Annotated in this window: 23 protein-coding genes; 10 read left to right on the top strand and 13 right to left on the bottom strand. The window is 65.3% G+C overall.

Going from position 1 to position 24116, the window contains the following annotated elements:
* Positions 1–183: 183 nt before the first annotated feature.
* Positions 184–894 carry a helix-turn-helix domain-containing protein gene (locus tag ACA027_RS01280; protein ID WP_370680614.1) on the bottom strand — a complete coding sequence of 237 codons (711 nt, stop codon included), beginning with the start codon at positions 892–894 and terminating at the stop codon, positions 184–186.
* Between the two features lie 88 nt (positions 895–982).
* On the opposite strand from ACA027_RS01280, the gene ACA027_RS01275 reads away from it, so the two are divergent.
* The 3 genes from ACA027_RS01275 (at position 983) to ACA027_RS01265 (ending at position 4815) form a co-directional block, all read left to right on the top strand.
* Positions 983–2347, top strand: coding sequence for an AmpG family muropeptide MFS transporter (locus tag ACA027_RS01275; protein ID WP_370680613.1), 1365 nt, complete (start codon positions 983–985; stop codon positions 2345–2347).
* A 185-nt stretch (positions 2348–2532) separates the two neighbouring features.
* Positions 2533–3261 (top strand): response regulator, encoded by a 729-nt coding sequence (locus ACA027_RS01270; protein ID WP_370680612.1) that lies wholly within the window; start codon positions 2533–2535, stop codon positions 3259–3261.
* Positions 3262–3540: 279 nt separating this feature from the next.
* The gene (locus tag ACA027_RS01265) at positions 3541–4815 is read left to right on the top strand and encodes an ATP-binding protein (RefSeq protein ID WP_370680611.1); all 1275 of its coding nucleotides are present in this window, start codon (positions 3541–3543) and stop codon (positions 4813–4815) included.
* 277 nt (positions 4816–5092) lie between these two features.
* Here the strand turns inward: ACA027_RS01265 and ACA027_RS01260 are convergent, their stop codons facing one another.
* On the bottom strand, positions 5093–6391 hold the full coding sequence (locus ACA027_RS01260; RefSeq protein ID WP_370680610.1) for an O-antigen ligase family protein: 1299 nt from the start codon (positions 6389–6391) through the stop codon (positions 5093–5095).
* Between ACA027_RS01260 and ACA027_RS01255 the strand changes: the two genes are divergently transcribed.
* Positions 6390–7145 (top strand): glycosyltransferase family 25 protein, encoded by a 756-nt coding sequence (locus tag ACA027_RS01255; protein ID WP_370680609.1) that lies wholly within the window; start codon positions 6390–6392, stop codon positions 7143–7145. The genes ACA027_RS01260 and ACA027_RS01255 overlap by 2 nt on opposite strands.
* Before the next feature lie 26 nt (positions 7146–7171).
* On the opposite strand, the gene ACA027_RS01250 is transcribed toward ACA027_RS01255, so the two are convergent.
* Positions 7172–8308: a glycosyltransferase gene (locus ACA027_RS01250; RefSeq protein ID WP_370680608.1), complete on the bottom strand. Its 1137-nt coding sequence runs from the start codon at positions 8306–8308 to the stop codon at positions 7172–7174.
* Between the two features lie 84 nt (positions 8309–8392).
* Here ACA027_RS01250 and ACA027_RS01245 point away from each other — a divergent pair, with 84 nt between their 5' ends.
* Positions 8393–9337: a glycosyltransferase family 32 protein gene (locus tag ACA027_RS01245; protein WP_370680607.1), complete on the top strand. Its 945-nt coding sequence runs from the start codon at positions 8393–8395 to the stop codon at positions 9335–9337.
* A gap of 30 nt (positions 9338–9367) precedes the next feature.
* On the opposite strand, the gene ACA027_RS01240 is transcribed toward ACA027_RS01245, so the two are convergent.
* From ACA027_RS01240 to radA, 4 genes are all read right to left on the bottom strand, one after another.
* A complete protein-coding gene (locus ACA027_RS01240) occupies positions 9368–9577 on the bottom strand; it encodes a zinc-finger domain-containing protein (protein WP_370680606.1) in 210 nt (69 codons plus the stop codon).
* A gap of 161 nt (positions 9578–9738) precedes the next feature.
* Positions 9739–10677 (bottom strand): branched-chain amino acid transaminase, encoded by a 939-nt coding sequence (locus ACA027_RS01235; RefSeq protein WP_370680605.1) that lies wholly within the window; start codon positions 10675–10677, stop codon positions 9739–9741.
* Between the two features lie 128 nt (positions 10678–10805).
* Entirely contained in the window at positions 10806–11264 is a 459-nt protein-coding gene (locus ACA027_RS01230) for a glycerate kinase (RefSeq protein ID WP_370680603.1), read from the bottom strand.
* A gap of 175 nt (positions 11265–11439) precedes the next feature.
* Complete coding sequence (radA, locus tag ACA027_RS01225; RefSeq protein WP_370680602.1) at positions 11440–12825, bottom strand: DNA repair protein RadA; 1386 nt, start codon at positions 12823–12825, stop codon at positions 11440–11442.
* 209 nt (positions 12826–13034) lie between these two features.
* Between radA and ACA027_RS01220 the strand changes: the two genes are divergently transcribed.
* On the top strand, positions 13035–13655 hold the full coding sequence (locus tag ACA027_RS01220; protein WP_370680601.1) for a glutathione S-transferase family protein: 621 nt from the start codon (positions 13035–13037) through the stop codon (positions 13653–13655).
* Between the two features lie 197 nt (positions 13656–13852).
* Here ACA027_RS01220 and ACA027_RS01215 read toward each other — a convergent pair whose 3' ends face one another.
* Positions 13853–14662 carry a siderophore-interacting protein gene (locus tag ACA027_RS01215; protein ID WP_370680600.1) on the bottom strand — a complete coding sequence of 270 codons (810 nt, stop codon included), beginning with the start codon at positions 14660–14662 and terminating at the stop codon, positions 13853–13855.
* Between the two features lie 103 nt (positions 14663–14765).
* On the opposite strand from ACA027_RS01215, the gene ACA027_RS01210 reads away from it, so the two are divergent.
* Positions 14766–15278: a MarR family winged helix-turn-helix transcriptional regulator gene (locus ACA027_RS01210; protein ID WP_370680599.1), complete on the top strand. Its 513-nt coding sequence runs from the start codon at positions 14766–14768 to the stop codon at positions 15276–15278.
* 322 nt (positions 15279–15600) lie between these two features.
* On the opposite strand, the gene alr is transcribed toward ACA027_RS01210, so the two are convergent.
* Positions 15601–16698 carry an alanine racemase gene (gene alr, locus ACA027_RS01205; protein ID WP_370680598.1) on the bottom strand — a complete coding sequence of 366 codons (1098 nt, stop codon included), beginning with the start codon at positions 16696–16698 and terminating at the stop codon, positions 15601–15603.
* Positions 16699–16838: 140 nt separating this feature from the next.
* Here alr and lplT point away from each other — a divergent pair, with 140 nt between their 5' ends.
* The 3 genes from lplT to ACA027_RS01190 all read left to right on the top strand — a co-directional run bounded on the left by lplT (position 16839) and on the right by ACA027_RS01190 (position 19638).
* Positions 16839–18128 carry a lysophospholipid transporter LplT gene (lplT, locus tag ACA027_RS01200; protein ID WP_370680597.1) on the top strand — a complete coding sequence of 430 codons (1290 nt, stop codon included), beginning with the start codon at positions 16839–16841 and terminating at the stop codon, positions 18126–18128.
* 76 nt (positions 18129–18204) lie between these two features.
* Positions 18205–19092 (top strand): DMT family transporter, encoded by an 888-nt coding sequence (locus ACA027_RS01195; RefSeq protein WP_370680596.1) that lies wholly within the window; start codon positions 18205–18207, stop codon positions 19090–19092.
* Positions 19093–19140: 48 nt separating this feature from the next.
* Complete coding sequence (locus ACA027_RS01190) at positions 19141–19638, top strand: glutathione peroxidase (RefSeq protein ID WP_370680595.1); 498 nt, start codon at positions 19141–19143, stop codon at positions 19636–19638.
* 191 nt (positions 19639–19829) lie between these two features.
* On the opposite strand, the gene ACA027_RS01185 is transcribed toward ACA027_RS01190, so the two are convergent.
* The 4 genes from ACA027_RS01185 to glcE all read right to left on the bottom strand — a co-directional run bounded on the left by ACA027_RS01185 (position 19830) and on the right by glcE (position 24071).
* Positions 19830–20609: a ProQ/FINO family protein gene (locus ACA027_RS01185; protein WP_370680594.1), complete on the bottom strand. Its 780-nt coding sequence runs from the start codon at positions 20607–20609 to the stop codon at positions 19830–19832.
* 269 nt (positions 20610–20878) lie between these two features.
* Entirely contained in the window at positions 20879–22132 is a 1254-nt protein-coding gene (gene glcF / locus ACA027_RS01180) for a glycolate oxidase subunit GlcF (RefSeq protein ID WP_370680593.1), read from the bottom strand.
* A 27-nt stretch (positions 22133–22159) separates the two neighbouring features.
* A complete protein-coding gene (locus ACA027_RS01175; protein ID WP_370680592.1) occupies positions 22160–22939 on the bottom strand; it encodes a YoaK family protein in 780 nt (259 codons plus the stop codon).
* A 4-nt stretch (positions 22940–22943) separates the two neighbouring features.
* Positions 22944–24071 (bottom strand): glycolate oxidase subunit GlcE, encoded by a 1128-nt coding sequence (gene glcE / locus ACA027_RS01170; protein ID WP_370680591.1) that lies wholly within the window; start codon positions 24069–24071, stop codon positions 22944–22946.
* Between the last annotated feature and the right edge of the window lie 45 nt (positions 24072–24116).

Raw genomic sequence — 24116 nt, 5'->3', positions numbered from 1 at the left:
AGCAGCGCGGCGGGGCGGCCCTTGCACGCTGCCCTGACTTGGGCCGCGCCTGCGCAGATGCTCTGAGCGATGCCCAGCACTTGCACGCTATAAAGCAGCCTGTTTAAAGAGGAATCAACCTCAAATGCAAGCGAGAAGAGCATCGCTGCAAAGCTACCCTTCCCAGGGAAGGCGCTGCGCGCCTCAGGGGGTGACCGCTCGCAAACTGCGAGCGCCTACCCCCCGCTCCCGCCGCAGCGCATAAGCCAGGGCACTGGCACTGCGGTAGCCACAGCGCAGCGCCGTGGTCTCCAGCAACTGCCCCTGGGCCAGCTGCTGCTGGGCCGCGTCCAGCCGCAGGCCACGCAGCCAGGCCTGGGGTGGCCGGCCTGTCAGCTCCACAAAGCGGGCATGAAACTGCTGCACGCTCAAGTGGCACAGCGCAGCCAGCCGGGCCGTGGGCCAGTCGGCATGCAAGGCGGCCTGCACCTGCTGGGTGAGCCAGGCCAGGTCCAATGCACGGCGCTGCAGCAAGCCGGGGGCCTCCAGCACCAGGGCCAGCTGGGCCGCCGCGCTGATGGGGTGCAAAGCCAATGCCGGTGCGCGTAGCGCGGTGGGCACGGCAAAGCGCCGACCCCGGTCCAATCCCGGGCCGGCGGGCACATCGATCACCTGCACCCGGGTACCGGGCTGGGCCAGATAGCCATGGGCAGCCCCAGCGGGAATCAGCATGCCGCAGGCCGCATCCACATAACTGGCATGGCCGTTCAGCTCCAGCTCCATGCGGCCCTGCAGCGCATAGAGGATTTGCGCGTGGTCGTGGGCATGGGACTGGTGCTCGCCGCTGTAGCGGCGCACCGAGCTGCTGGGCGCATCCAGTGCGGCAGCGATAGCGGGTGTGCGGGTGGTGGCCATGGTGGTGCAATCGGGTCTTCCATGGTAGCGCGCACTGCGGCCAACAGGCATCGCGGGATAATGGCCCTCAGCCTTTTGCCGCCCACCCATGTCCGAACCTTCCTCCTCTGCCGCACCGGCCACGCCTTCCGCTCCCCACGCCCCCACCCATCCACCGCGCCGCAGCTGGGCACAGACGCTACGCGTCTATGCCGAGCCGGCCAGCCTGCGCATGCTGGCCCTGGGCTTTTCGGCCGGCCTGCCCTTGCTGCTGGTGCTGGGCACGCTGTCTTTCTGGCTGCGCAAGGCCGGGGTGGAGCGCGCAACCATCGGCTATATGAGCTGGGTGGGCCTGGCCTATGCCTTCAAATGGGTGTGGGCGCCCCTGGTGGACAGGCTGCCGCTGCCAGTGCTCAAGCGCCTGCTGGGACGGCGACGCAGCTGGTTGCTGCTGGCGCAATGCCTGGTGATGGGCGGTTTGCTGGGCATGGCTTTTACCGACCCCCAGCAAGACCTGGCACGCATGGCCTGGTGCGCGCTGGCCGTGGCCTTTGGCTCGGCCACGCAGGACATTGCGCTGGATGCCTACCGCATCGAATCCGCCGATGCGGACCGCCAGGCCGCGTTGGCCGCCACCTACCAGACGGGCTATCGACTGGCCATGATCTGGGCCGGCGCCGGCGTGCTGTGGCTGGTGGCCCTGGCACTGCACAACGGCGATGCGGCCTACCAGCTTTCGGCCTGGCGCCTTGCCTACTGCGCCATGGCGGCTTCCATGCTGGTGGGCGTGCTCACCGTGCTGCTGTCCCCCGAACCCAAGGCCCTGCCCCAGGCACCGGCGCGCAATCTGATCGAATGGCTGGAGGAGGCCCTGGTGGCCCCGTTTGCCGACTTTGTGCGCCGCTATGGCGCGCAGGCCTTTTTGATCCTGGCGCTGATTGGCATCTACCGCATCAGCGATGTGGTGATGGGCATCATGGCCAACCCTTTTTATGTGGACATGGGCTACACCGAGGCCGAGGTGGCCACGGTGAGCAAGGTGTTCGGCGTCATCATGACGCTGCTTGGCGCCTTTATCGGCGGCGTGATTTCCATGCGCATCGGCGTGATGCGGGTGCTGATGCTGGGCGCCGTGCTGTCGGCCTCCAGCAATCTGCTGTTTGCCTGGCTCAGCACCCGGGGCCATGATGTGCTGGGCCTGACCCTGGTGGTCAGCGCCGACAATCTGGCCAGTGGCATTGCCTCGGCGGCCTTCATCGCCTACCTGTCCAGCCTGACCAATGTGCAGTACTCGGCCACGCAATACGCGCTGTTCAGCTCCATGATGATGCTGGCCCCCAAATGGCTGGCGGGCTTTTCGGGCGCCTTTGTGGACGTCCATGGCTATGCCCCGTTCTTCATCAGCACCGCCGCCCTGGGGCTGCCGGTGCTGCTGCTGGTGGCGCTGGCATCGCGCCTCAGCCCCAAAAGGTGAAGCGCCCCCGGGCCGCGCGACAGAGCCCTTGCGCACGGCCCCGGCTTGGGTGAGCCTCAGGCGCGATCGCCCGCGCAGCGCGGCCGGTGATTTACCTGTGCTTTACCGTCAGGACAAGCGCCGGTGACGCAAGCCTGCCATGCTGGACAGCTAGATTTTTGTGCGCCTGCATACACTCCCACTCCATGAGCACTTACCAACTGCTGATGATTGAAGACGATGCCCGCCTGGCCCAGATGGTCAGCGAGTATCTGGGCCAGAACAGCCTGGCCGTCATCCACTGCGCCGATGCCAGCAGCGGCCTGCAAAGGCTGCAGCCCAGCGACCCGGCCGATCTGCCCGACCTGGTGATCCTGGACCTGATGCTGCCCGATATGGACGGCCTGGAGGTCTGCCGCCGCCTGCGTGCCCTGCCCGGCAGCGCCGCCCAGGTACCGGTGCTGATGCTGACCGCCAAGGGCGACCCCATGGACCGCGTGATCGGCCTGGAAATGGGGGCAGACGACTACCTGCCCAAGCCCTTTGAGCCACGCGAGCTGCTGGCGCGCATCCGCGCCATCTTGCGCCGCCGTGGCAACGAAAACACGCCCGCAGCCCAGACCACACCGGTGCTGCGCTTTGGCTCGCTGGAAATCGACCGCGATGCCCGCACCATCGCCGTGGCCGGCCAGCCCAGCGAGCTGACCAGCTACCAGTTCGACCTGCTGGTGGCCCTGGCCGAGCGCGCCGGCCGCGTGCTCACCCGCGACCAGATCATGGAAGCCGTGCGCGGCCGCGAGCTGGAGGCGTTTGACCGCTCCATCGACGTGCACATGGGCCGCATCCGCGCCGCCATCGAGGCCGACCCCAAGGCCCCCAAGCGCATTCTGACGGTGCGCGGTGTGGGTTATGTCTTCGCCAAACAACAGGACTGATATGGGACACCCCCCTGAGTCGCCGGCGGCGCCTTCCCCCCGCTCTTCGCGAGCTGCGCTCGCGGGCAGGGGGACGCTGCCAGCGCGGTGGGGCGGCCCTTGCGCGGCAGCCCTGGCCTGGGCCGTGCCAGTGGCTGCCCCTTGTATGACTCCTTCCCCCGCCGGGGGAAGGCGGGGATGGGAGCTTGACCCCGCTTCCTCGTCCCTTTGGGGAGAGGGTGGGGATGAGGGGCCTGCGGCGAAGCGCAGCGCCATGCACCACCTATAGGAGCACCTCACATGTTCCAGGCTTTTTCCCGGCGTCTGTATTTGCGCATCTGGCTGGCCGTAGTGCTGGGCGTGGCCATTCTGACCCTGCTGGTGGGCTGGGCCTGGAAGGAAGCCAGCGAGCTGAATGCCCAGACCCAGGCCAACCCACCCGCCCGCGAACTGGTGCTGACCGACAGCGTGGGCAAGGTGATCGCACGCGGCAACGCCACGCGCGCGCCCATGCCGCCGCAAGAAGGCATACTTTTTGATGTGCTGACCCCCGATGGCGAGCTGCTGCAGCTGCACCTGGCCCCGCGCACCGAGCGCGCGGACCGCGGTGAACGCGGTGGGGGCCGGGGTGAGCGGGGCGAACGTGGGGAGCGCGGCGGCCGGGGCGAACACCATCCCCCAGGCGGCTACACGGCCTTCTGGCTGCGCCCGCCCTTTGGCTTTTTGTGGATGCTGGGCCTGGTCGGTGTGGCCGTGGCCGTGGGCGTGTTCCCCATCATCCGCCGCCTGCTCAAACGCCTGGAGAATCTGCAACGCGGCGTGCAACGCTTTGGCGAAGGCGATCTGTCGGTGCGCGTGCCCACCAAGGGCAACGATGAGGTGGCCGATCTGGCCCGCCAGTTCAACGCCGCAGCCAGCCGCATCGAAACCCTGGTCACCTCACACAAAACGCTGCTGGCCAATGCCTCGCACGAGCTGCGTTCCCCGCTGACACGCATCCGCATGGGCCTGGAGCTGATGGGCAATGGCCAGCCCTCGGCAGCGGCCAAGGCCGAGATACTGCGCAATATCAGCGAGCTCGATCAGCTGGTGGACGAAATCCTGCTGGCCAGCCGCCTGGAAACCAAGGAGGCCGATGTGGGCACCGCCGAATCGGTGGACCTGATCGGTCTAGCCGCCGAGGAATGCGCCCGCGTGGACGCCGAGCTGGACCTGCAGGACATCGACGCCCTCGAAGTGCAAGGCGTAGCCAAGCTGCTGCGCCGTGCCGTGCGCAATCTGCTGGAAAACGCCCGCCGCTACAGCCACGGCAACATCACACTGACCCTGGCGCGCGATGGGCATATGGCGCTGATCCGCGTGCAAGACCATGGCCCCGGCGTGCCCGCCGGGCAGCGCGAACGCATCTTTGAAAAGTTCTACCGCCTGCCCGGCGCCAGCGAACGCTCCGGCGGTGTGGGCCTGGGCCTGTCCCTGGTGCGCTCCATCGCCGAGCGCCACGGCGGCAGCGTACATGCCGCAGAGCGCACCGATGGAGAGGCGGGAGCGTGTTTTGAGCTGCGCTTGCCGCTGTAAGAGCGTGTTCACGATCGCTACGCAGGCGCGTTGAAGCGCAATCGGGAGGAGTTCGAAGTGATGGAGCGCAGCTTGCACCCGTGTGCAAGCAAGCTTCAACGCGAAGAAATCGCCCGATTTCGCTCCAACCCTTCGGGCCAGTGGCTTTGCGGGCGGTCTACGGTGTTGCGAATCCTCGCAATAGCACGGCTATTGCTGCGGTATCGCGCCTTGTATCCCATCCCACAAAGACACTGGCGCGTCGCGAGGAGATCGTAAACACGCTCTTAGAACGTGTTTACGCGCTCTGCGCAGCTTGGATGCGTCTCGCTTCCACCGCCTTGATACCACCGTAGAAGCTGACCAGGGCAAAGATGTAGAACAGATTGCCGCTGTTATGGGCAAAGAAAACCTGGGTCCAGCCAAAACCAAAGTAAGCCAATGGCAACAATGAGGCGGCTATCCGCAGCGCCATTATGCCCGCTTGGTCCTCGACCAGTACCGCAGCCAAACGCTGGCGTGTAGGCCAAAAAACCGTCAGCGGAATGGTATAAAACAGCAGCAGCAGGACCAGCCCCAACGCGCCTCGTTTGACCCACATGTCCAAGATTTCATTATGGGCATGACCATATTTCATCACCGAAGGATGCGCCAGGCCCTGATCAACCAGGGCTTGCTTACCGATGATCACACCTTGCGTACCCCAACCCACTACAGGCTTGGCCTTAATCATGCGCCAAGCTAATCTCCATTGCTCCAAACGCTGCCCAATCGACGTCGCTGCAAATTGTTGAGGCTGTGTCTCATATTGGTGCAACTGCGTTAGCCCTTGCTCCATCCGCTCTTCGTATTTCTTTCCATAAGGAATGAGGACGGCCGCCATCAACACACCCACGGCCACCACCGTGGCCAAGGCCAGCTTGGCACGGCCATTGCGGAACAGCGCCCACAGCATCACCACCAGCAGCATGGGTGCCACCACCCAGCCCCCTCGGGTTTCAGACAACAACGAGGCCAGCACACCGCAGGCACCATACAGCCACAGCAGCAACGACTGCTTCCAGCCACGACCGTTGAACAGTGCAAAGCACCAGGTCGCCAGCCCCATGTACATGGCAAGATCGCCATACTGGATGGCATTGGTAAAGCCCGTGGCCTTGACCATCTCTTGCACCAGGTATTGGTAGGCAGCCACCCCCAGCGCCCCCACGCTGCCAGCAGCCAGGCCCCATTGCAGCTTGCCTGCTGGCACACCCACCAGGCCCAACACGGGCAAGCAAGCGGCTGCCAACCAGTATTTCGGCCAATAATCCGAGCCGGTCCAGGACCACCAGCCATCAAAGCTCATGCCCCAGAGCAGCCCCATGGCAAGCAAAATGCCCCCTAATGCGATGCCTGCGCCACAGCTTGCGCCACGTCGGAGCAGCCCCACGCCAGCCAGCGAGAAAATCACCAGCCCCACTGCCCCATACGAATATCCCGATGGAACAGTCAACGCCAAAGCGAACAGCAAGAAGGCACAAAAGCCGACTCCTGCGCTTACGCTCTTTCCGTACATAGTTTCGCCCTTGATCACATCTGCCGGTTTTGTTTGCATGCCCAGCCTACCTATTGTCTATATCAACCTTGCCAAGGACACCGAGCGCCAGGCGCGCATGGCATCCCAAATGCTGCAAATGGGTTTGGCCGCCACACGCCTGCCCGCCGTATGGTGGGCCGATCTTCCCGCTGAAATACAGGAGCGGCATCATAGTGCGCCTCTCACCCAGTCGCAGTATTTCAAGCCACTGGGCAATGGCGAAAAAGGTTGTTACAGCAGCCATATGGCCGCATGGCGTCAGCTCCTGGCCAGCGACGCCCCCGCTATGGTGGTGTTTGAAGACGATGTGCGCCTGCTGCCCACGCTGCCGCAGGCCTTGCAAGCCATTGAACAGCTGCCTCCAGAGCGCTGGGATTTGATCAAGCTCTTTGGCCGCGCCCAGGAAAAGGTCGCCAGCCGCCGCCCTCTGCCCTCCACTGTTTTGGAACTCATCACCTACCGCCGCGTGCCCAGCTTTGCTGCCGGCTATGTGGTCAGCCGCAGCGGCGCGCAAAAAATGCTGGACAGCCGCGTGCCGTTCGGGCGGCCCGTGGATGTGGACATGCGCTTCTGGTTTGAAAACGGGCTGCGTGTCTTCGGCGTTCACCCTTCGGTGATTGCACTGGACGACACCAGCGAAGTCAGCAGCATCTGGCAACAGCGCGAAGGGCCGCTGCAGTTCAGCCAGCGCCTGCGCAAGCTGCGCATGAAATGGCAGCTGACCTGGGGCAATGCGCGGGCCAAGCCCCCGCAGGCAGCAGACATCTGCTGATCTACCCCCGGGCTTAGAGCACGCTCTTAACTGCCCGCATGCGGCAGCAAATCCTGGTAGTGCTGCCACATCTGTTCCCGGCCATAGGAAGACAGCGCTTTCTGCCGCGCGGCCTGGCCGAGTTGGGCCGCGAGCGCGCTGTCCCGCAGCACGCGCAGCAAAGCCTCTGCCAGCGCAGCGGCATCCTCATGGGGAACCAGCAAGCCGTCCACGCCATGGCGCACCACGGCCTGCATGCCCGACACCTGCGTGGCGATGCAGGCACAGCCTGCGGCCATGCCTTCCACCAAGGCCAGGGGCATGCCTTCCCAGTGGGTGGACAAGACCATCACCTGGGTCTGGGCCAGACGCTGGGGCAGATCGGCCACATTGCCCAGAAACTGGACTTGCGTCCCCAGCCCCAGCTCGTCCACCAGCGCTTCGGCGCGCTTGCGCAGCCGCTGGCTGCCAGCACCCGCCAGGTACAACCTTGGCGTCATGCCTTGCGCGCGCAGCAAGGCCAAGGCCCGAATCAAGGTGGCATGGTCTTTTTGGCGTGCAAAACGCGAGGCCATCAAAATGGCGGGCTCCCGCGCGCTCCACGATGCAGTCAGCAGCGCCTCGGGGAAACGTGCCAGATCGATGCCATTGGGGATCGCCATGCACTTCTCTGGCGGGAAACCCCGCTCCGCCAAACTCTCCCGCACACCTTCGGACACACCGATGCTGGCCTGGGTATGGGGCATCAAGGCCAGCGCCTGCTTCAATCGCCGCGGGGTATAGCGCTCACGCGAGTTGTGCTCCACATGGAAAACATGGGGCACCTCTTCCGCCACTGCGGCCTGGCGGCCCCAGATATGGTCGCTGAAGCCATGGGCAAAGACCACATCGGGCTTCCAGGCCCGGATGATCTTGCGCAGCTCCCACACGGTCCACAGGTGCAAGAAGTTCGACACCACTTGCACCTTCAGCCCTTGCTCCCGCAGCTGCTGCACGCGTTGGTCGGTGGTATTGCGTTTGCGGCGCAGCACCAGCAACACCTCCATGTTTCCCGTTTGCTGCGCTGCCAGGCACAGATCCACCGCCACCTGCGTGGCACCCGAAAAACCGCCCGTGACGAAGTGCAGCAATCGCAGCGGCTGTGGGCGGGCTTGCACTGCTGCAGTGGATGTCATGTTTTGCATTCTTTCAGCCGAAGCATCCTGTTTTTTCAGTCAATCAAGCGAGAGGCGCCTGTACAGTGCAAGCCTCATCGCAATGTGGGCACCATGAAACGAATCCCAGCCAGCTTATTTAAAGGCGTTCTGCAGCTTGTGCGGCCCCACCACCTCCAAAGCGGTGCGGGCTATGAATTGCCAGCCCCTTATGTATCTGGCGGTGCCGAACAGCCGCTGCAGAAAGCACCGGAGATTCCCAAGATCATCTGGACTTACTGGAACCAGGTGCAGCCCGACGCCTTTGTGTGCGAATGCATACAGAGCTGGCGACAGCAATGCCCGGATTATGAAGTTCGCCTGGTGCACCCCGGCAATGTGGACGACTATGTCCAACGCGGAGAGCTGCCGGAGTCATTTTTGGCGCTGCATCCTACCAAGCAATCGGACTGGATGCGTTTGTACCTGGTGGCACGCCATGGCGGTTTCTGGCTGGATGCCAGCACCCTGCTGACCCAGTCGCTGGACTGGATGCATGCGCAGTTGCCACAGGCCGTCGAGTTCACCGGTTTTTACCTGGAAAAATTCACCCAGGACCCGCACTTTCCCGTCATTGAAAGCTGGGCATTCGGGGCGCTGCCAGGGGCTTCTTTTATTGTGGCCTGGCAAAAAGAGTTTCACCGTGCACTGATCGAAGAAGGCAGCGCGGCCTATCTGCAGCGCCTGCAAGCGCTGCCCAATTGGGCAGCCTTGCAGCAAGGCATTCGAGACCCGCATTACCTACTGATTCACATCACGGCACAGCAGGTGCTGCGCCAGCAAGGCGGTGCACCTATGGCGCTTTTCAAAGCGGAAGACACTGCCTACTACTACCACCACTCCTTGCGCTGGAAATGGTATTTGCTGTACCCCATGCTGTGCCTGGTGGGCGCTCCCAGGCTATCGGCGCCCATCATCAAGCTGCGCGGCGGGGAGCGCCGCCATTTCACTGAAATGTTCAAGCTGCATGGCGGCGCAGTCCCCGGGAGCATCTGGCAGCGCAGCTTTGCGCAAGCTTGAGCCGGCCTGACTGCAAGCTTGCAGCGGGGTTCAATGCCCGCCCGCAAACACCTCGCCCGCCTTCAGGCGGTAGAGGGTGCCGCAGTAGGGGCACTTGGCTTCGCCGGTGTGGGCCACATCCAGATAGACCTTGGGGTGGTTGTTCCACAGCTTCATATCGGCCTTGGGGCTGGGGCAGTAGACGCCACCTTGGGCGTTCAGGTCCTTGGCAGCCAGTTCAATGACGGCGTTGGTGCTCATTTTCTCGTGTCTTTCTCTTGATGTTTGAATGGGGTAAGGCCCCTGCATCAGCGCCCGCCAAGTCAGGGGCACCGCGCAAGGGCCGCCCCGAAGCGCTGGTGCCGTTCCCCTCCCGCGCAGCGAGAGAGGGGGAAGCGGCGCAGCCGCTCAGGGGGTGATTTTCACACCTTGGTCAACCAGTGCGCGTACTTGGAATTGCGGCCGTTGACGATGTCGAAGAAGGCGCTCTGGATTTTTTCGGTGATGGGGCCACGGCGGCCTTCGCCGATTTGCAGGCGGTCCACTTCGCGGATGGGGGTCACTTCGGCGGCCGTGCCGGTGAAGAAGACTTCATCGGCAATGTAGAGCTCGTCGCGCGTGATGCGCTTTTGCACCACTTCCAGGCCCAGGTCCTTGCAGATGTGGAACACGGTGTTGCGGGTGATGCCGTTCAAGGCACCTGCGGACAAGTCGGGCGTGTAGACCACACCGTCCTTGACCACAAAGATGTTCTCGCCCGAGCCCTCGGAGACGAAGCCGGCAGCGTCCAGCAAAATCGCCTCGTCGTAGCCGTCGTCCAGGGCCTCGGTGTTCGCCAGGATGGAGTTGGTGTAGTTGCTCACCGTCTTGGCCTGGGTCATGGTGATGTTCACATGGTGGCGGGTGTAGCTGGACACGCGCACGCGGATGCCGCGTTGCATGCCTTCCTCGCCCAGGTAAGCGCCCCAGGCCCAGGCCGCCACCATCAGGTGGATGCTGTTGCCCTTGGGGGAGACGCCCAGCTTGCGGTCGCCAATCCAGGTCAGCGGGCGCAGATAGCAGGATTTGAGGCCGTTGGCCTTGACCACGTCCACATGGGCCTGGTTGACCTGCTCCTGGGTAAAGGGGATCTGCATGCGCAGGATCTTGGCGCTGTTGAACAGGCGCTGGGTATGGTCTTGCAAGCGGAAGATGGCCGGGCCGCTCGCAGTTTCGTAGGCGCGCACGCCTTCAAAAGCGCCGCAGCCATAGTGCAGCGTATGGGTCAACACATGGACCTTGGCGTCGCGCCACTCCACCAGTTGGCCATCCATCCAGATCTTGCCGTCACGGTCGGACATCGAAGGAACTACGGGGCTCATACCACTCCTGCTTCAGAAGAAAAGGGCTTGCGGGTCAAAGCAGCATTCTAGGGCGGTGGCTGCCTACAGAGGCCATGCCATACCGCGCCAGGCGACCGCGTGCCCGGCGCTGGCAGCACCCATGTGGCTCAAGGATTCGCGGGTGGCAGTGCAGCAGGCTCGGCAGCCCCAGGCTCCTGCGCTGCCTCGGAGGCGGCGGGCTGGGGGCGCTGCAACGTCCACTTCATCAATCGGCCACCGACGAATTCACAGGTCACATGCGAATCCGTGCCATCGGTCCAGCGGAAGATCTCAGGGTCCTGGCCTTCTTCGGACATGCGCAGGCCCAGCGAGCGCGTCATGGCGATCACATGCATCAGCGTGACCTTGGGCTTGAGCTTGATGTTGAGCATGATGGCGCTGCCCACATAGCCTATGGGGCGCTGGGAGGCGCGGCGCATGATGGTCATCAGGCGGGTGAAGTGCAGCAACAGCGTCATCAAGGTGCCGCCGCCGACCGCCGCCACGCCCATCCAGCCATAGGAGCGGTGGGCGGCGTAAAACAGAATCGCCAGACCGACTGGCACAACAAACTTGCGGAAATTCATGCGCCCTATTGTCCAACAGGGGGAATGACCGCCGGTTGCGGGCAGTGCGTACCCCTGCGGGGGCTTTGCCATTACCAGAAAAAACAGAGCACTCTGCGCGCTTCTGTGTTTGATTTCAGATACTTTTCACCCTGAAATTCAAGCCATACAGGCTATAGGCGCTCTGCTTTTTGCATCACTCCAGACCGCGCACGATCTGCATGGCCTCGTCCACCCGCTCCACGGCGTGGATAGTGAGGCCGGCAATGGCTTTCTTGGGCGCATTGGCCTTGGGCACCACGGCCACCGTGAAGCCCAGCTTGGCGGCCTCTTTCAGCCGATCCTGGCCACGCGGCGCGGGGCGCACCTCGCCGGCCAGGCCCACTTCGCCAAAGGCGATAAAACCCTTGGGCAAGGCCTTGCCGCGCAGGCTGCTGGTAATGGACAGCATCACCGCCAGGTCGGCCGCCGGCTCGCCAATGCGCACGCCGCCCACGGCGTTGACGAAGACATCCTGGTCGGCACAGGCCACGCCGGCATGGCGGTTGAGCACGGCCAGCAGCATGGCCAATCGGTCCTTGTCCAGGCCCACGGACAGGCGCCGGGGTGCGGGGCCTGCACCATCGACCAGTGCCTGAATCTCCACCAACAGCGGGCGCGTGCCCTCCAGCGTGACCAGCACGCAGCTGCCGGGCACGGGCTCGCTGTGCTGGCTCAAAAAGATGGCGCTGGGGTTGGAGACGCCCTTGAGCCCCTTCTCCGTCATGGCGAACACGCCAATCTCGTTCACCGCACCAAAGCGGTTTTTGATGGCACGGATCAAGCGGTGCGGGCTGTGGGTGTCGCCCTCGAAGTACAACACCGTGTCCACCATGTGCTCCAGCACGCGCGGGCCAGCCAGCGCGCCTTCCTTGGTCACATGGCCGACCAGAATCACGGTCACGCCGGTGCTCTTGGCCATGCGCGTCAAATGCGCCGCGCATTCGCGCACCTGGGCCACCGAGCCCGGGGCGCTGGTGAGCTGGTCGGAATACACGGTCTGAATGGAGTCGACCACCACCACGGCCGGCTGCGTGGCCTCCACCGTGGCCAGGATTTTTTCCAGCTGGATTTCGGCCAGCAGATTCACCTGGCTGCCATCAATGCCCAGGCGCCGCGAACGCATGGCCACCTGGGCACCGCTTTCCTCACCCGTCACATACAGCGTGGGCAGGCCGGCGCGCTGCAGCGCGTCCATGGCCTGCAGCAGCAGCGTGGACTTGCCAATGCCGGGGTCACCGCCAATCAACACCACGCCGCCCTCGACCACGCCGCCGCCCAGCACGCGGTCCAGCTCCTCGATGCCGCTGGGCGTGCGCGCCACGTCCTGCGCCTCGATGGCGGACAGCGGCGTCACCGGCTGGGCATTGGCCATGCCGGCATAGCCTTGCGGGGCACTCAGGCGGTTTTTGCCGCCGCTGGCGGCCTCGGGTACGGTCTCGATCAGGCTGTTCCATGCGCCGCAGTTCGGGCATTTGCCCAGCCAGCGCGGCGTGGTGCCGCCGCATGCGTTGCAGGTGTAGATGGTTTTGTCCTTGGCCATGGGCAGGGACTATAGCGGCGGGTGGGGCTGCAGGTGGCCGACCTTTGCATGCCCGCAAAAACCAGAGCAGCTTGTGCGCACCGCGCTTTCATTGCACGGCATTTCATCGCGTAAAAACATGTGGCATATGCGGTCCGTGCTCCTGTCTTTGCAGTGACCGATCAGGCCCGTTATGCTGCGGTCTTCCTTTTGCTCCGTCTCGACCCTGTATGTCCCACCTCACCCTGTTCTATGCCCCCGGCACCTGCGCACTGGCCACCCGCATTGCGCTGAACGAGGCCGGCGCCGACTACCAGCTGCAGTATGTGGACTTTGCCCAGGGCGCCCAGCGCAGCGCCGAGTACCTGGCGCTGAACCCGCTGGGCCGCGTGCCCGCCCTGCGTGTGGAAGACGGCACGGTGCTGACCGAGGCCGTGGCCCTGCTGCCCTATGTGGCCCAGCGCTTTGCCAGCGCCCATCTGGCCCCTTCCGACCCGGTGCAGTTTGCCCGTATGCAAAGCTTTCATGGCTATCTAGCCAGCACCGTGCATGTGGCCCACGCCCATAGAAAGCGCGGCAGCCGCTGGGCCGATGACGAGCACGCCATCGCCGCGATGCAGGCCAAGGTGGCCAGCAATATGGCCGACTGCTTTGCCCTGATCGAGGAACATTGGCTGGACCGTGGCCCCTGGGTGATGGGCGACCAATACACCGTGGCCGATGGCTATCTGTTCACCGTGGCCAGCTGGCTGGCCGGCGATGGCGTGGACATGGCGCATTTCCCGCGGGTGGCCGAGCATTACCAGCGCATGCTGCAGCGCCCCGCCGTGCGGGCGGCGATGCACGACTAACCCCCTGAGTCGCCTACGGCGCCTTCCCCCCAGGGGGACGACAGCCTCGCTGCGGGGCGGCCCTTGCGCGGTGTCCTGGCATGGGGCGCGCCAGTTTTGTGCACCGCGCCCTGACTTCACTCCCTCGCCCCTTCGGGGAGAGGATGGGGGTGAGGGGGGCACGGCCTCCAGCAACAGCGCAGCGGCGCCTGCTGCGCTTACGCCTCTTCCACCAGCTCCGCGTGGTGGGCAGCTTCGCCGCGCTTCCAGTAGGCGGCGATGCGCATGCGTTTGAGGGGGGCGCCCTTGTCCTTCATCACGCTGCGGATGGCGGCCATCTCGCTGTGTTCGCCTGCGGCCCAGATATAGCCCTCGGTGTCGGGCAACGCCAGGGCGGCGGCGGCTTCGGCCAGGTCATCCACCCATTGCAAATCCACCCGGGCCGCGCTGTGCAGCGTGCGGCGATCGGCCTCTGCCACCTTCAGGCGCACGGTGACATGGGCCTCGGCCGGCAACTCGGCCAGGCGGCGTTCAATGGCGGGCAGGGCGCTGTCGTCGCCCAGCAGCCAGTGCCAGGCAAAACCCTTGGGGATGACCATGCTGCCGCGCGGACCGGCCACACCCACCCAATGGCCCATGGGCGCCGTGCGCGCCCAGTGCGCGGCCGGGCCGGCGTCGTGGATGGCGAACTCCAGCACCAACACGCCCTGCTCCGTATCCCAACGCACCGGGGTGTAGTCGCGCGCCACGGGGCGCTCGCCTTGAAAAAAGGGCCTGCCATCCACCAGCTCGGGCAGGCCGGGCCGCGCATGGCCAGGGGGCGCCAACAGCAATTTGACATGGTCGTCAAAACCATCGCTGCGAAAGCCGCTCAGATCGGCCGAGCCCAGGATGACGCGCACAAAGCCGGCGCTCAGGCGTTCACGCGCCATCAGCTGCATATGGCGCGCAGCAAACTCATGGCGCACGCGCTGCACACGCAGTTCGGTAGAGACCGGGTTCGGGGTAGTGGTAGGTGTGGCGTCCATGCGCGCTCCTGCTTAGAATGTTGATTTAGTCAACAAGATACCCGCTGGTTATTGACTTTGTCAACGACATAGCCCTACTTTGTCCCTGCCTACACGAACACCGATGGACCACACCCCGCTGCCCTCTGCCGTGCTGGACACCCTGCATGACCTGACACTGGCCTACCGCCGCCAGATGCGCGCCACCCTGGAGGCCCAGGCATTGCCGCTGCCGCTGACACCCAATGAGTTGAAGATACTGCTCTACGTGGGCCGCAACCCTCTGTGTACCCACAAGGACCTGGTGGCCTACACCGGCGCCGACAAGGCCCAGGTGGCACGCATGCTGCAGCAGATGGAAACCGCCCAGTGGCTGGAGCGCGTGCCCCACCCCCAGGACAAGCGCAGCCGCTGCCTGCGCCTGAGCGCCCAGGGAGAAACCGCCTTCACCGCATTGCGCAATCACCGCAACCAACTGGGAGAACAGATGCTGCAGACCATGCCTGCCGCGCAGCAACGTGAGCTCTTGGCCGGCCTGCGCCAGATGCATGCCCAGCTGCACGCCTTGCCCCTGCCCTGCAAGGCCGATGGCAGCGCCGCCGACGTCTGCGAACACCCCAACCCGCTGCACGACTGACCAGCGCCGCGAAACTGTCTACCCCCAGCCGAGGGCTCTATCTGAGCCGCTGGCGAACACCCTCCGCAACGCGCTCAAGGACAAAGGCGCATCCTCGCCCCCACGCGGCGCAGCTGGAAGAGGCGTAAGCGTATGCGGGAGCTACTACGCTGCTGTGTGCAACGAACCCTCCCCCCTCTCCCGCAAGCGGGCGAGGGGCAAGGCAGAGCGTACAAAACTGGCGTGACCGAGGTCAGGGACAGCGAGCAAGGGCCGCCCCGCAGCGAGGCTGTCGTCCCCCTCCGGCGCGTAGCGTCAGAGAGGGGGAAGGCGCGTCAGCGCCTCAGGGGGTGCATGCAAAAGGCACCCGTGGCGCCACCGCGCACATCAGCTCATAGCCCACGGTGCCTGCGGCCGCAGCCACTTCATCGATGGGCAACTGGGCGCCATTGCTGGCCACACCCCACAGCGTGACCTCGCTGCCCATGCCAGCGTCGGGCACGGGGGTCAGGTCCACATTCAGCATGTCCATGCTGACGCGGCCCAGCACGCGGGTGCGCACGCCGTTCACCAGCACCGGCGTGCCGGTGCCGCAGTGGCGCGGGTAACCGTCGGCATAGCCGCAGGCGATGATGCCGGTGCGCATGGGGCCGTCGGCGGTGAAGGTGGAGCCATAGCCCACGGTGTCGCCGGCCGCCAGCTCCTGCACGCCAATCACCTGGGTGGACAGGGTCATGGCCGGCTGCAAGCCCCAGTCGGCCGCGCTGTGGGTGGGGTAGTCGGGTGCGCTGCCATACAGCACGATGCCGGGGCGCACCCAGTCATTGCGCGTGCGGGCCTCCATGCCATGCAGCAAGGTGGCGGCGCTGTTGCACACGCTGCGCTCGCCCGGCAGGTCCTGCGTGGCGTGCAAAAAAGCATCCAGCTGCTGGGCAATGCCACGCGGGCCGTCCGCATCGCTGAAGTGGGTGATGAAGGAGATTTCTTCCACCTGGGTCAGCGCATTCAGCCGGGCATAGGCGCTGCGAAAGCGCTCGGGGGTAAAGCCCAGGCGGTTCATGCCGCTGTTCATCTTCAAAAACACGCGGTGGGGCATCTGCGTCTTGTGGGCAGCCAGCCAGTCGATCTGCTGGTCGCAGTGCACCGAATGCCACACGCCCAGGCGCGAGCACAGCTCCAGGTCACGGGCCTCGAATACCCCTTCCAGCAACAGGATCGGACCACGCCAGCCCAGGCGGCGTATGCGCTCGGCCTCGGACAGCTCCAGCAGGGCGAAGCCGTCGGTGGCGCGCAGACCATCGAACACATGCTCTATGCCATGGCCGTAGGCATTGGCCTTGACCACCGCCCACAGCCGCGCATCAGGGGCGGCCTGGCGTGCGCGCTCCAGGTTGTGGCGCAGGGCTTGCAAGTGGATGGTGGCCTGTATGGGACGTGGCATGGCAGAAGTCAGAGCTAGGGAAAAGAAGTACGGAATTCTGGCACTCCCTGCGCAGGGCTGCGTGATATAACCGCCAGTCACTTTGCCCCAGGTTCAGAATAGCGCTGTCATTAGCTCTTCTAATAGCGATCTCCCCCTCCATGAAGCGCGGTTTCTACACCATCATGTCGGCGCAGTTCTTCAGCTCGCTGGCCGACAATGCCCTGTTTGTCACCGCGGTCGAACTCCTGCGCACTTCCGGCGCCCCCGAATGGCAACGTGCGGCCCTGGTGCCCATGTTCGCCCTGTTCTATGTGATCTTGGCGCCCTTTGTGGGCGCTTTTGCCGATGCCTTGCCCAAGGGCCGGGTGATGTTCATCAGCAATGCCATCAAGGTGGCGGGCTGCTTGATGATGCTGATAGGCCACCACCCGCTGCTGGCCTATGCCGTGGTGGGCCTGGGCGCCGCCGCATATTCGCCGGCCAAGTACGGCATCCTCACCGAGCTGCTGCCGCCCTCCCAGCTGGTCAAGGCCAATGGCTGGATCGAGGGGCTGACCATCACCTCCATCATCCTGGGCGTGCTGCTGGGCGGGCAGCTGGTAGGCCCCATGGTGGCGCCCTATCTGCTGGCACTGAATCTGCCCTTTGTGGACAACCCCGCCGAGGCCGCCATTGCCCTGCTGATCTTTGTCTACGCCCTGGCCGCCATCTTCAATCTGCGCATCCCCCGCACCAGCGCCGCGCTGGTGCCCATGCGCCAGCACCCGGAACAAAGCCTGGCCAAGGCCACGCTGGCGCTGCTGCCCGATTTCTGGGATTGCAACCGCCGCCTGTGGCGCGATAAGTTAGGCCAGATCTCGCTGTCCACCACCACCTTGTTCTGGGGCGTGTCCGGTAATCTGCGTTACATCGTGCTGGCCTGGGCCGCCGTGGCCCTGGGCTATGGCACCACCCAGGCATCGGCCCTGGTGGGCGTGGTGGCCATCGGCACGGCTGCCGGCGCGGTGCTGGCTTCCATGCGCATGCGCCTGCAGCACGCCACGCGGGTGATTCCCATGGGCATTGCCATGGGCCTGCTGGTGATCTGCATGAACTTCATCGGCCAGCTGTGGATTGCGATTCCCTTCCTGGTGCTGCTGGGGGCCCTGGGCGGCTTTCTGGTGGTGCCCATGAATGCCCTGCTGCAGCACCGCGGCCATGACCTCATGGGTGCAGGCCGCTCGATCGCGGTGCAGAATTTCAACGAGCAGGCCTGCATACTGGGCCTGGGCGGGCTGTATGCGCTGGCCACCATGCTGGGCGTTTCGGCCTATGGCGCCATCACCGGCTTTGGCCTGATCGTGGCCGTCACCATGTGGCTGATCGGCCGCTGGTATGTGTACAACTGCCGCCATCACGGCGGCGAAGTGCGCCGGCTGCTGACCATTGCCCGCCACGACCACCACTGACCTCCGCCTCGTCGCCAAACTCTTGTTTTCATAGCATCCGGCGCAGGCACCACCTGCGCCGGATTCGTTTTTACCCATGCCTGCTTCCGCACCGTATTTCGCCCTGCTGTTCAACGCCATGGTCTGGGGCCTGTCCTGGTGGCCCTTCAAAACCATGCACGCGGCCGGCCTGGCCGCGCCCTGGGCCACCTCGCTGATCTACAGCGCCCTGGTGCTGAGCACCACGCTGCTGGTGCCGCGCGCCTGGAAGGTGTTGCTGGCCCAGCCGGCGCTGTGGCTGCTGGCCCTGTCGTCCGGGCTGACGAATGTGGCCTTCAACACCGCCAGCTCCACCGGCGATGTGGTGCGGGTGATCTTGCTCTTCTATCTCATGCCCGCCTGGGCAGTGCTGCTGGCCTGGCGCTTTCTGGGCGAGCGCCCCACGCCCCAAGGCCTGCTGCGCCTGGCACTGGCCTTTGGCGGCATGGGCCTGGTCATCGTGCCTGCCGGCGCCAACTGGGACAGCCTGACGGCCGATATCGCACTGCCCGACTACCTGGCCCTGTTGGGTGGCTTTTGCTTTGCCGTGACCAATGTCATCCTGCGCCGCACCAATGAGGTGCCTGGCACCTCGCGCATGCTGGCCATGTTCCTGGGCTGCACCCTCATGGGCCTGGCAACCGCCACTGCGGGCTACCAATTGGGCATGCTGCCCGGCCTGCCCGCGCTGCAGACCACCTGGGTGCTGTGCGCCGTGGGCATGGCGCTACTGGTATCGGTGGGCAACTGGGCGCTGCAATTTGGCGCGGCCCGCCTGCCCACGGCCACCACCTCGCTGATCATGCTGTCCGAAGTGCTGTTCGCCACCGCCTCGGCCTGGTTGCTGGGCGCCACGGAGCTCACCCCGCGCATGTTGCTGGGAGGAGCCCTGATCATCAGCGGGGCCTTGCTTGCCACCTTGCAGGGGCGCCGCCGCAAGGCTTGAAGTGGCTTGGCAGTGCATGGCAAGATGGCGCCCATCCAAGGAGGCACCATGACCACGCTCCATGATTTCCAGGTTCGCACCATCGCCGGCGACGAGCTGGATCTGTCCCAGTACGCAGGCCAGGTGGTGCTGGTGGTGAACACGGCCAGTGCCTGCGGCTTCACCCCCCAGCTGGCAGGCCTGCAACAGCTCTACGAGCGCTTTGGCGCCCAGGGGCTGGTGGTGCTGGGCTTTCCCTGCAACCAGTTCGGCCACCAGGACCCTGCGCACAACAGCGATATTGCCGCCTTCTGCCAGAAGAACTACGGTGTGGAGTTTCCGATGATGGCCAAGATCGAGGTCAACGGCGACGCCGCCGCCCCGCTGTTCGTCTGGCTGAAGCAGCAGGCACCCGGCCTGCTGGGCAGCAAGGCCATCAAGTGGAACTTCACCAAATTCCTGGTCGGGCGCGACGGGCAGGTCATCCGCCGCTATGCGCCCCAGGATGCGCCGGTGACGCTGGGCGATGACATTGCCCAGGCGCTGGCGCAAACCGCTGCCGCCTGAGCACAAGGCATTGGTTTGCCGGAGCGGGCCGAACAGGCCCAACTGGCGCTAATCCATCCCCACAACGGCCAGACAGCGTCTCAGGCGCGACGTGTGCCCGCAGACAGTGCTCTCGCACGGCAAGGGCGCACAACAAAGCATGAGGCGCTGTATGGACGCCCTCCAGCAAGGACGTCCATCTCAGGAAAGCATCAGGCTTTCAGTTGTTTGGCGCGTTGGAGCTGGCGCTGAACCTGGTGAATATTCATGCCATACATATCGGCAAACGCCTCCACCGTATCCGCACCGCTGCCTTCAAAGGCACGCAGCACGGCCTCGGCGCGAGCGTCTTGCGCAGCCACTTCGGCCAGGGCGGCTTCCACCATCGCCTGGGCGTCGGGGTCACGCAGCTGCACTTTTTCCAGATAGGCATCGCGTGAAAGGCCGCTGTCCACAAAGGCCAGACCGATGCGGCGGGCCAGCTTGGCCTGCAGGTCTTCGCCCTCGCGCGGCTTTTTGCGGCGGAAGACTTCCATCAGCGCATGCAGCACATGCTCGGGCGCCATGGCTTCCACTTCCACACCTTGCAGATCATGGCGGGCCATGCCGGAGGCCACGGCGTTCAGGTAGCGGGTGGAGCGGGTATGCAGCGCCAGCGCCTGCTTCAGCCCGTCTTTTTCCAGCGCTTCGCCCAATGCGGCTTGCAGATCCTGGAACACACCGCGCTTGAGCGGCTTGGGGCTGTCACCGAACAGGGCCGGGTACTGCTGCGCCAGTTGCAGCAGCACGGGATGGGGAGGGCGCGCAGTGCGAGCGCTGGCAGCGGGCTGCGCGGCAGCCGTGGCAGCGCCGGCCGGTGCGGCGGCACGTCCCCGCCCGCCACGCCGGTTGCGGCGACGGGCACCTGCTTCGGCCTGTACGACGGGTACGGGCTGTGCGGCAACGGCGTCGGAGGCCGGGGTTTCGGGAAGAGAGGACACGGGTTCGGTCATGGGCAGGCCATTGGCGACAAAAAACAAGCCCGCCATCATGCCAGCATTGGCGCGGCAGCGGGCAGAGACGGCTGAGGTGCTGGCCGGCAGCGCGGGGATACCACTCTAGCCTCGCACCGTTTTTCCACATTGCTGCACACCGCACACACTGTACAAAACCGGCACGGCCCAGATCAGGGCTGCCGCGCAAGGGCCGCACCGCCGCGCTGGCAGCGTCCCCACGCCCGCGAGCGCAGCGAGCGAAGAGCGGGGGGAAGGCGCGCAGCGACTCAGGGGGGTGTTAATGCTTCATCCAGCACCTCCACCCAGTGTTTCACCGGGATGGCCGTGCCGGCCTGCAAATGGGTGATGCAACCGATATTGGCCGAGAGAATGGCAGCGGGTGCACCACCTTCAAACGCCTCGTCCAGCGCATCCAGCTTGCGCGTGCGCAGCTGCTGGGCCATGTCGGACTGCAAGATGGAATAGGTGCCGGCCGAGCCACAGCACAGGTGCGACTCGGTGCGCGCCGTGCGCAGCTGAAAGCCCAGCTTGCCCAGATTGGCCTCGACCACACCCTTGATCTTTTGCGCATGCTGCAGCGTGCAGGGCGGGTGGTAGGCCATGGGCTGCCGGGGCACCTGGGCGCGGCCAGCCAGCTTGTCGGCCAGCTCGGGCAGCAGGGCTGGCAGCAGCTCGCTCAGATCGCGTGCCAGGGTGCTGACGCGCTGGGCCTTGGCCGCGTAGGCCGCGTCATCCCGCAGCGCATGGGCATAGTCCTTGACCATGGCACCGCAGCCCGAGGCATTGCTGACAACGGCCTCCACCTGCCCGGCCTCCACCATGGGCCACCAGGCGTCGATATTGGCGCGCATCTGGTCTTTGGCCGCGTCCTGGTCGTTGAGGTGGAACTTGACCGCGCCACAGCAGCCAGCCTTGTCGGCAATCACGGTCTGAATGCCCACGGCATCCAGCACCCGCGCCGTGGCGTAGTTGATATTGGGCAGCATGGAGGGCTGGACACAGCCGGCCAGCAGCAGCACCTTGCGCACATGCTCACGCGTGGGCCAGACGCCATGCGCGCTCTTGGGCGGCACCTTGGCCTGAAGGGCCTCGGGCAGCAAGGGGCGCACGGCCTGGCCCAGCTTCATGGCGGGCGCAAACAGCGGCGAGCTGATGCCCTCCTTCAATGCCCAGCGCTTGACGCGCTCGCCCAGCGGGCGCGGCACTTGCGCATCCACCACCTTGCGGCCTATGTCCACCAGATGGCCGTATTGCACGCCGCTGGGGCAGGTGGATTCGCAGTTGCGGCAGGTCAGGCAGCGGTCCAGATGCTGCTGCGTGGCACGGGAGGGCGTGGCGCCCTCCAACACCTGCTTGATCAGGTAGATGCGGCCGCGCGGGCCGTCCAGCTCATCGCCCAGCTGCTGGTAGGTGGGGCAGGTGGCCGTGCAAAAACCGCAGTGCACGCATTTGCGCAAAATGGCTTCGGCCTCCAGGCCTTCGGGCGTGCTGCGGTATTCGGGGGCGAGGTTGGTCTGCATGGTGTGGTCTCGTGGTCACGGCCGGGCTCAATGCCCGGTCTCATTCAGGTCGGGATCGGCGGGCGAAAGACGGCCATAGCGCCAATCAGCCCACAGGGGAGGAAGCGACACTGCCAGCAACAGCAGTGCCAGGGGCAGCACGCAGATAAAGCCCAGGTGCTTGAAGCCCAGGGCCCCGGCAATGCCGCCGCCCACAAACATGCACAGCAGGCCGCAAAACAGGCGCACGCGCGCCCAGTTGGCCTGCACATAGTGCGGGTCCTGCCGGCCCACCCGGTTCCAGAACAGCATCTTGCCCAGCTCTATGCCCAGGTCTGTCAGCACCCCCGTCATGTGCGTGGTGCGTATGGTGGCGCTGGACATCTTGGTCAGCGTGGCGTTCTGCACCCCCATGGTGAAGGCCACCAGCAGCACCGTCAGCGGCACGGTGAAGGGCGTGTGCCACACCAGCGTGACCGCGCCCAGCAGGCCAAAGACCAGCATCAACCCGGACTCCAGCAGCAAGGGCAGGGCATAAATGCTGCGCAAATGCAGCTGGTGCGCCCGGTTGACCAACAGGGCCGACACCGTGGCACCGCACAAAAAGGACAGCAAGGCCCCCAGGGCCGCCAGCACCAGGGCCGTGTTGCCCAGCACCAGGTTGTCAGCCAACATGGACAGAAAACCCGTCATATGCGAGGTGTACAAATGCAGCACCAAAAAGCCCCCTGCATTGATGGCACCCGCGTTGAAGGCCATCAGATAGCCCAGCGCCCGGTTGGATGCACCGGTGCGCTGGCGGGTGGTGAGCAGCAGCAGCCTGCGCACTGCCTTAAGCGCAGGCCGCGCCCATGGCACGCCCGGGATTGAAGATGCCGGCCGGGTCAAAGGCCTGCTGCAGCTGGCGGTGAATGCGCTGCACCGCCGCGTTTTGTGGATCAAACAGCGGCGCGCCGCTGATGCTGTCTGCGTCTTCTGCTCTGAAAAGCAGTGCATCGCCGCCCACGGAGCGGGCCAGGGCCTGCAAGGCCGGGCCCGCATTGCGCGGTGCCTGCACCCAGCGCAGGCCGCCATGCCATTCCACCAACGGGGCCGCAATGCCTGCGGGCAGCGCCAGCACCGGTGCGGTCTGCGGCACGGACAGCCGCCACAGGCAGTGGTCTGCCGCGCGCTGCGTGAACCAGGGCAGTTGCTGCTCGCGGCAGGCGGCCCAGTCGGCCGCCGTGCTGGCCTGGTCCAGGTGCGTGCCGCCCATGCTGCGGCAGGCGGCCTCCACCGCGGCCGTGGCGCCGCGCAGGCGCACATACAGCGTGTCACGGCCCTGGTCCTGCATCCAGCAGCTGGCGTTCAGCGGCAGGGGCTGGCCGCCCCAGCGATTCAGTTGCTGGAGCGCATCGGCCTGGCTGATGCCATCAAAGCGCAGCGTGGCCTCGGCCGGCGCCACGGGCAGCACCTTCAGGCTGACCTCGGTGATCACGCCCAAGCTGCCCCAGCTGCCCGCCATCAGGCGTGACACGTCATAGCCCGCCACGTTCTTCATGACCTGGCCACCAAAGCGCAGCTGCTCTGCCCGGCCGTTGATGATTTCTATGCCCAGCACATAGTCGCGCACCGCGCCCACGCTGGCGCGGGCCGGGCCGGACAGGCCGGCCGCCACCATGCCGCCTACCGTGGCCTGCTGGCCCTGGCTGGCAAAGTGCGGCGGCTCGAAGGCCAGGGACTGGCCTTTTTCGGCCAGGGCCTGCTCCAGCTGCGCCAGCGGCGTGCCGGCACGCACCGTCACCACCAGTTCGCTGGGTTCATAGTCGACGATGCCTTGCAGGGCACGCATATCGAGCAGCTCGCCGCGCAGCGCGCGGCCCAGAAAGCTTTTGCTTCCTCCGCCCTGGATACGCAGGGCTTGCTGGTCGGACACGGCAGCGCGCACGCGCTCGATGATCTGGCTCAATGCTGGTTCCATGGGCTGGGATGGTAGCGGCTGCCCCTGCTGCAAGCTGCAGCGACC

The organism is Comamonas sp. GB3 AK4-5 (assembly GCF_041320665.1).
Classification (GTDB): domain Bacteria; phylum Pseudomonadota; class Gammaproteobacteria; order Burkholderiales; family Burkholderiaceae_C; genus Comamonas.
This window is presented reverse-complemented; position numbering and strand designations above follow the sequence as displayed.

Coding starts and splice junctions, on each gene's coding strand:
- ACA027_RS01240 (WP_370680606.1), bottom strand. CDS start 9,577: ATGAGCACCAACGCCGTCATTGAACTGGCTGCCAAGGACCTGAACGCC.
- glcE (WP_370680591.1), bottom strand. CDS start 24,071: ATGGAACCAGCATTGAGCCAGATCATCGAGCGCGTGCGCGCTGCCGTG.
- ACA027_RS01260 (WP_370680610.1), bottom strand. CDS start 6,391: ATGCAAACAAAACCGGCAGATGTGATCAAGGGCGAAACTATGTACGGA.
- ACA027_RS01275 (WP_370680613.1), top strand. CDS start 983: ATGTCCGAACCTTCCTCCTCTGCCGCACCGGCCACGCCTTCCGCTCCC.
- ACA027_RS01270 (WP_370680612.1), top strand. CDS start 2,533: ATGAGCACTTACCAACTGCTGATGATTGAAGACGATGCCCGCCTGGCC.
- ACA027_RS01190 (WP_370680595.1), top strand. CDS start 19,141: ATGACCACGCTCCATGATTTCCAGGTTCGCACCATCGCCGGCGACGAG.
- ACA027_RS01230 (WP_370680603.1), bottom strand. CDS start 11,264: ATGAATTTCCGCAAGTTTGTTGTGCCAGTCGGTCTGGCGATTCTGTTT.
- lplT (WP_370680597.1), top strand. CDS start 16,839: ATGAAGCGCGGTTTCTACACCATCATGTCGGCGCAGTTCTTCAGCTCG.
- ACA027_RS01250 (WP_370680608.1), bottom strand. CDS start 8,308: ATGCAAAACATGACATCCACTGCAGCAGTGCAAGCCCGCCCACAGCCG.
- alr (WP_370680598.1), bottom strand. CDS start 16,698: ATGCCACGTCCCATACAGGCCACCATCCACTTGCAAGCCCTGCGCCAC.
- ACA027_RS01265 (WP_370680611.1), top strand. CDS start 3,541: ATGTTCCAGGCTTTTTCCCGGCGTCTGTATTTGCGCATCTGGCTGGCC.
- ACA027_RS01185 (WP_370680594.1), bottom strand. CDS start 20,609: ATGACCGAACCCGTGTCCTCTCTTCCCGAAACCCCGGCCTCCGACGCC.
- ACA027_RS01255 (WP_370680609.1), top strand. CDS start 6,390: ATGCCCAGCCTACCTATTGTCTATATCAACCTTGCCAAGGACACCGAG.
- ACA027_RS01220 (WP_370680601.1), top strand. CDS start 13,035: ATGTCCCACCTCACCCTGTTCTATGCCCCCGGCACCTGCGCACTGGCC.
- radA (WP_370680602.1), bottom strand. CDS start 12,825: ATGGCCAAGGACAAAACCATCTACACCTGCAACGCATGCGGCGGCACC.
- ACA027_RS01235 (WP_370680605.1), bottom strand. CDS start 10,677: ATGAGCCCCGTAGTTCCTTCGATGTCCGACCGTGACGGCAAGATCTGG.
- ACA027_RS01280 (WP_370680614.1), bottom strand. CDS start 894: ATGGCCACCACCCGCACACCCGCTATCGCTGCCGCACTGGATGCGCCC.
- ACA027_RS01195 (WP_370680596.1), top strand. CDS start 18,205: ATGCCTGCTTCCGCACCGTATTTCGCCCTGCTGTTCAACGCCATGGTC.
- ACA027_RS01245 (WP_370680607.1), top strand. CDS start 8,393: ATGAAACGAATCCCAGCCAGCTTATTTAAAGGCGTTCTGCAGCTTGTG.
- glcF (WP_370680593.1), bottom strand. CDS start 22,132: ATGCAGACCAACCTCGCCCCCGAATACCGCAGCACGCCCGAAGGCCTG.
- ACA027_RS01210 (WP_370680599.1), top strand. CDS start 14,766: ATGGACCACACCCCGCTGCCCTCTGCCGTGCTGGACACCCTGCATGAC.
- ACA027_RS01215 (WP_370680600.1), bottom strand. CDS start 14,662: ATGGACGCCACACCTACCACTACCCCGAACCCGGTCTCTACCGAACTG.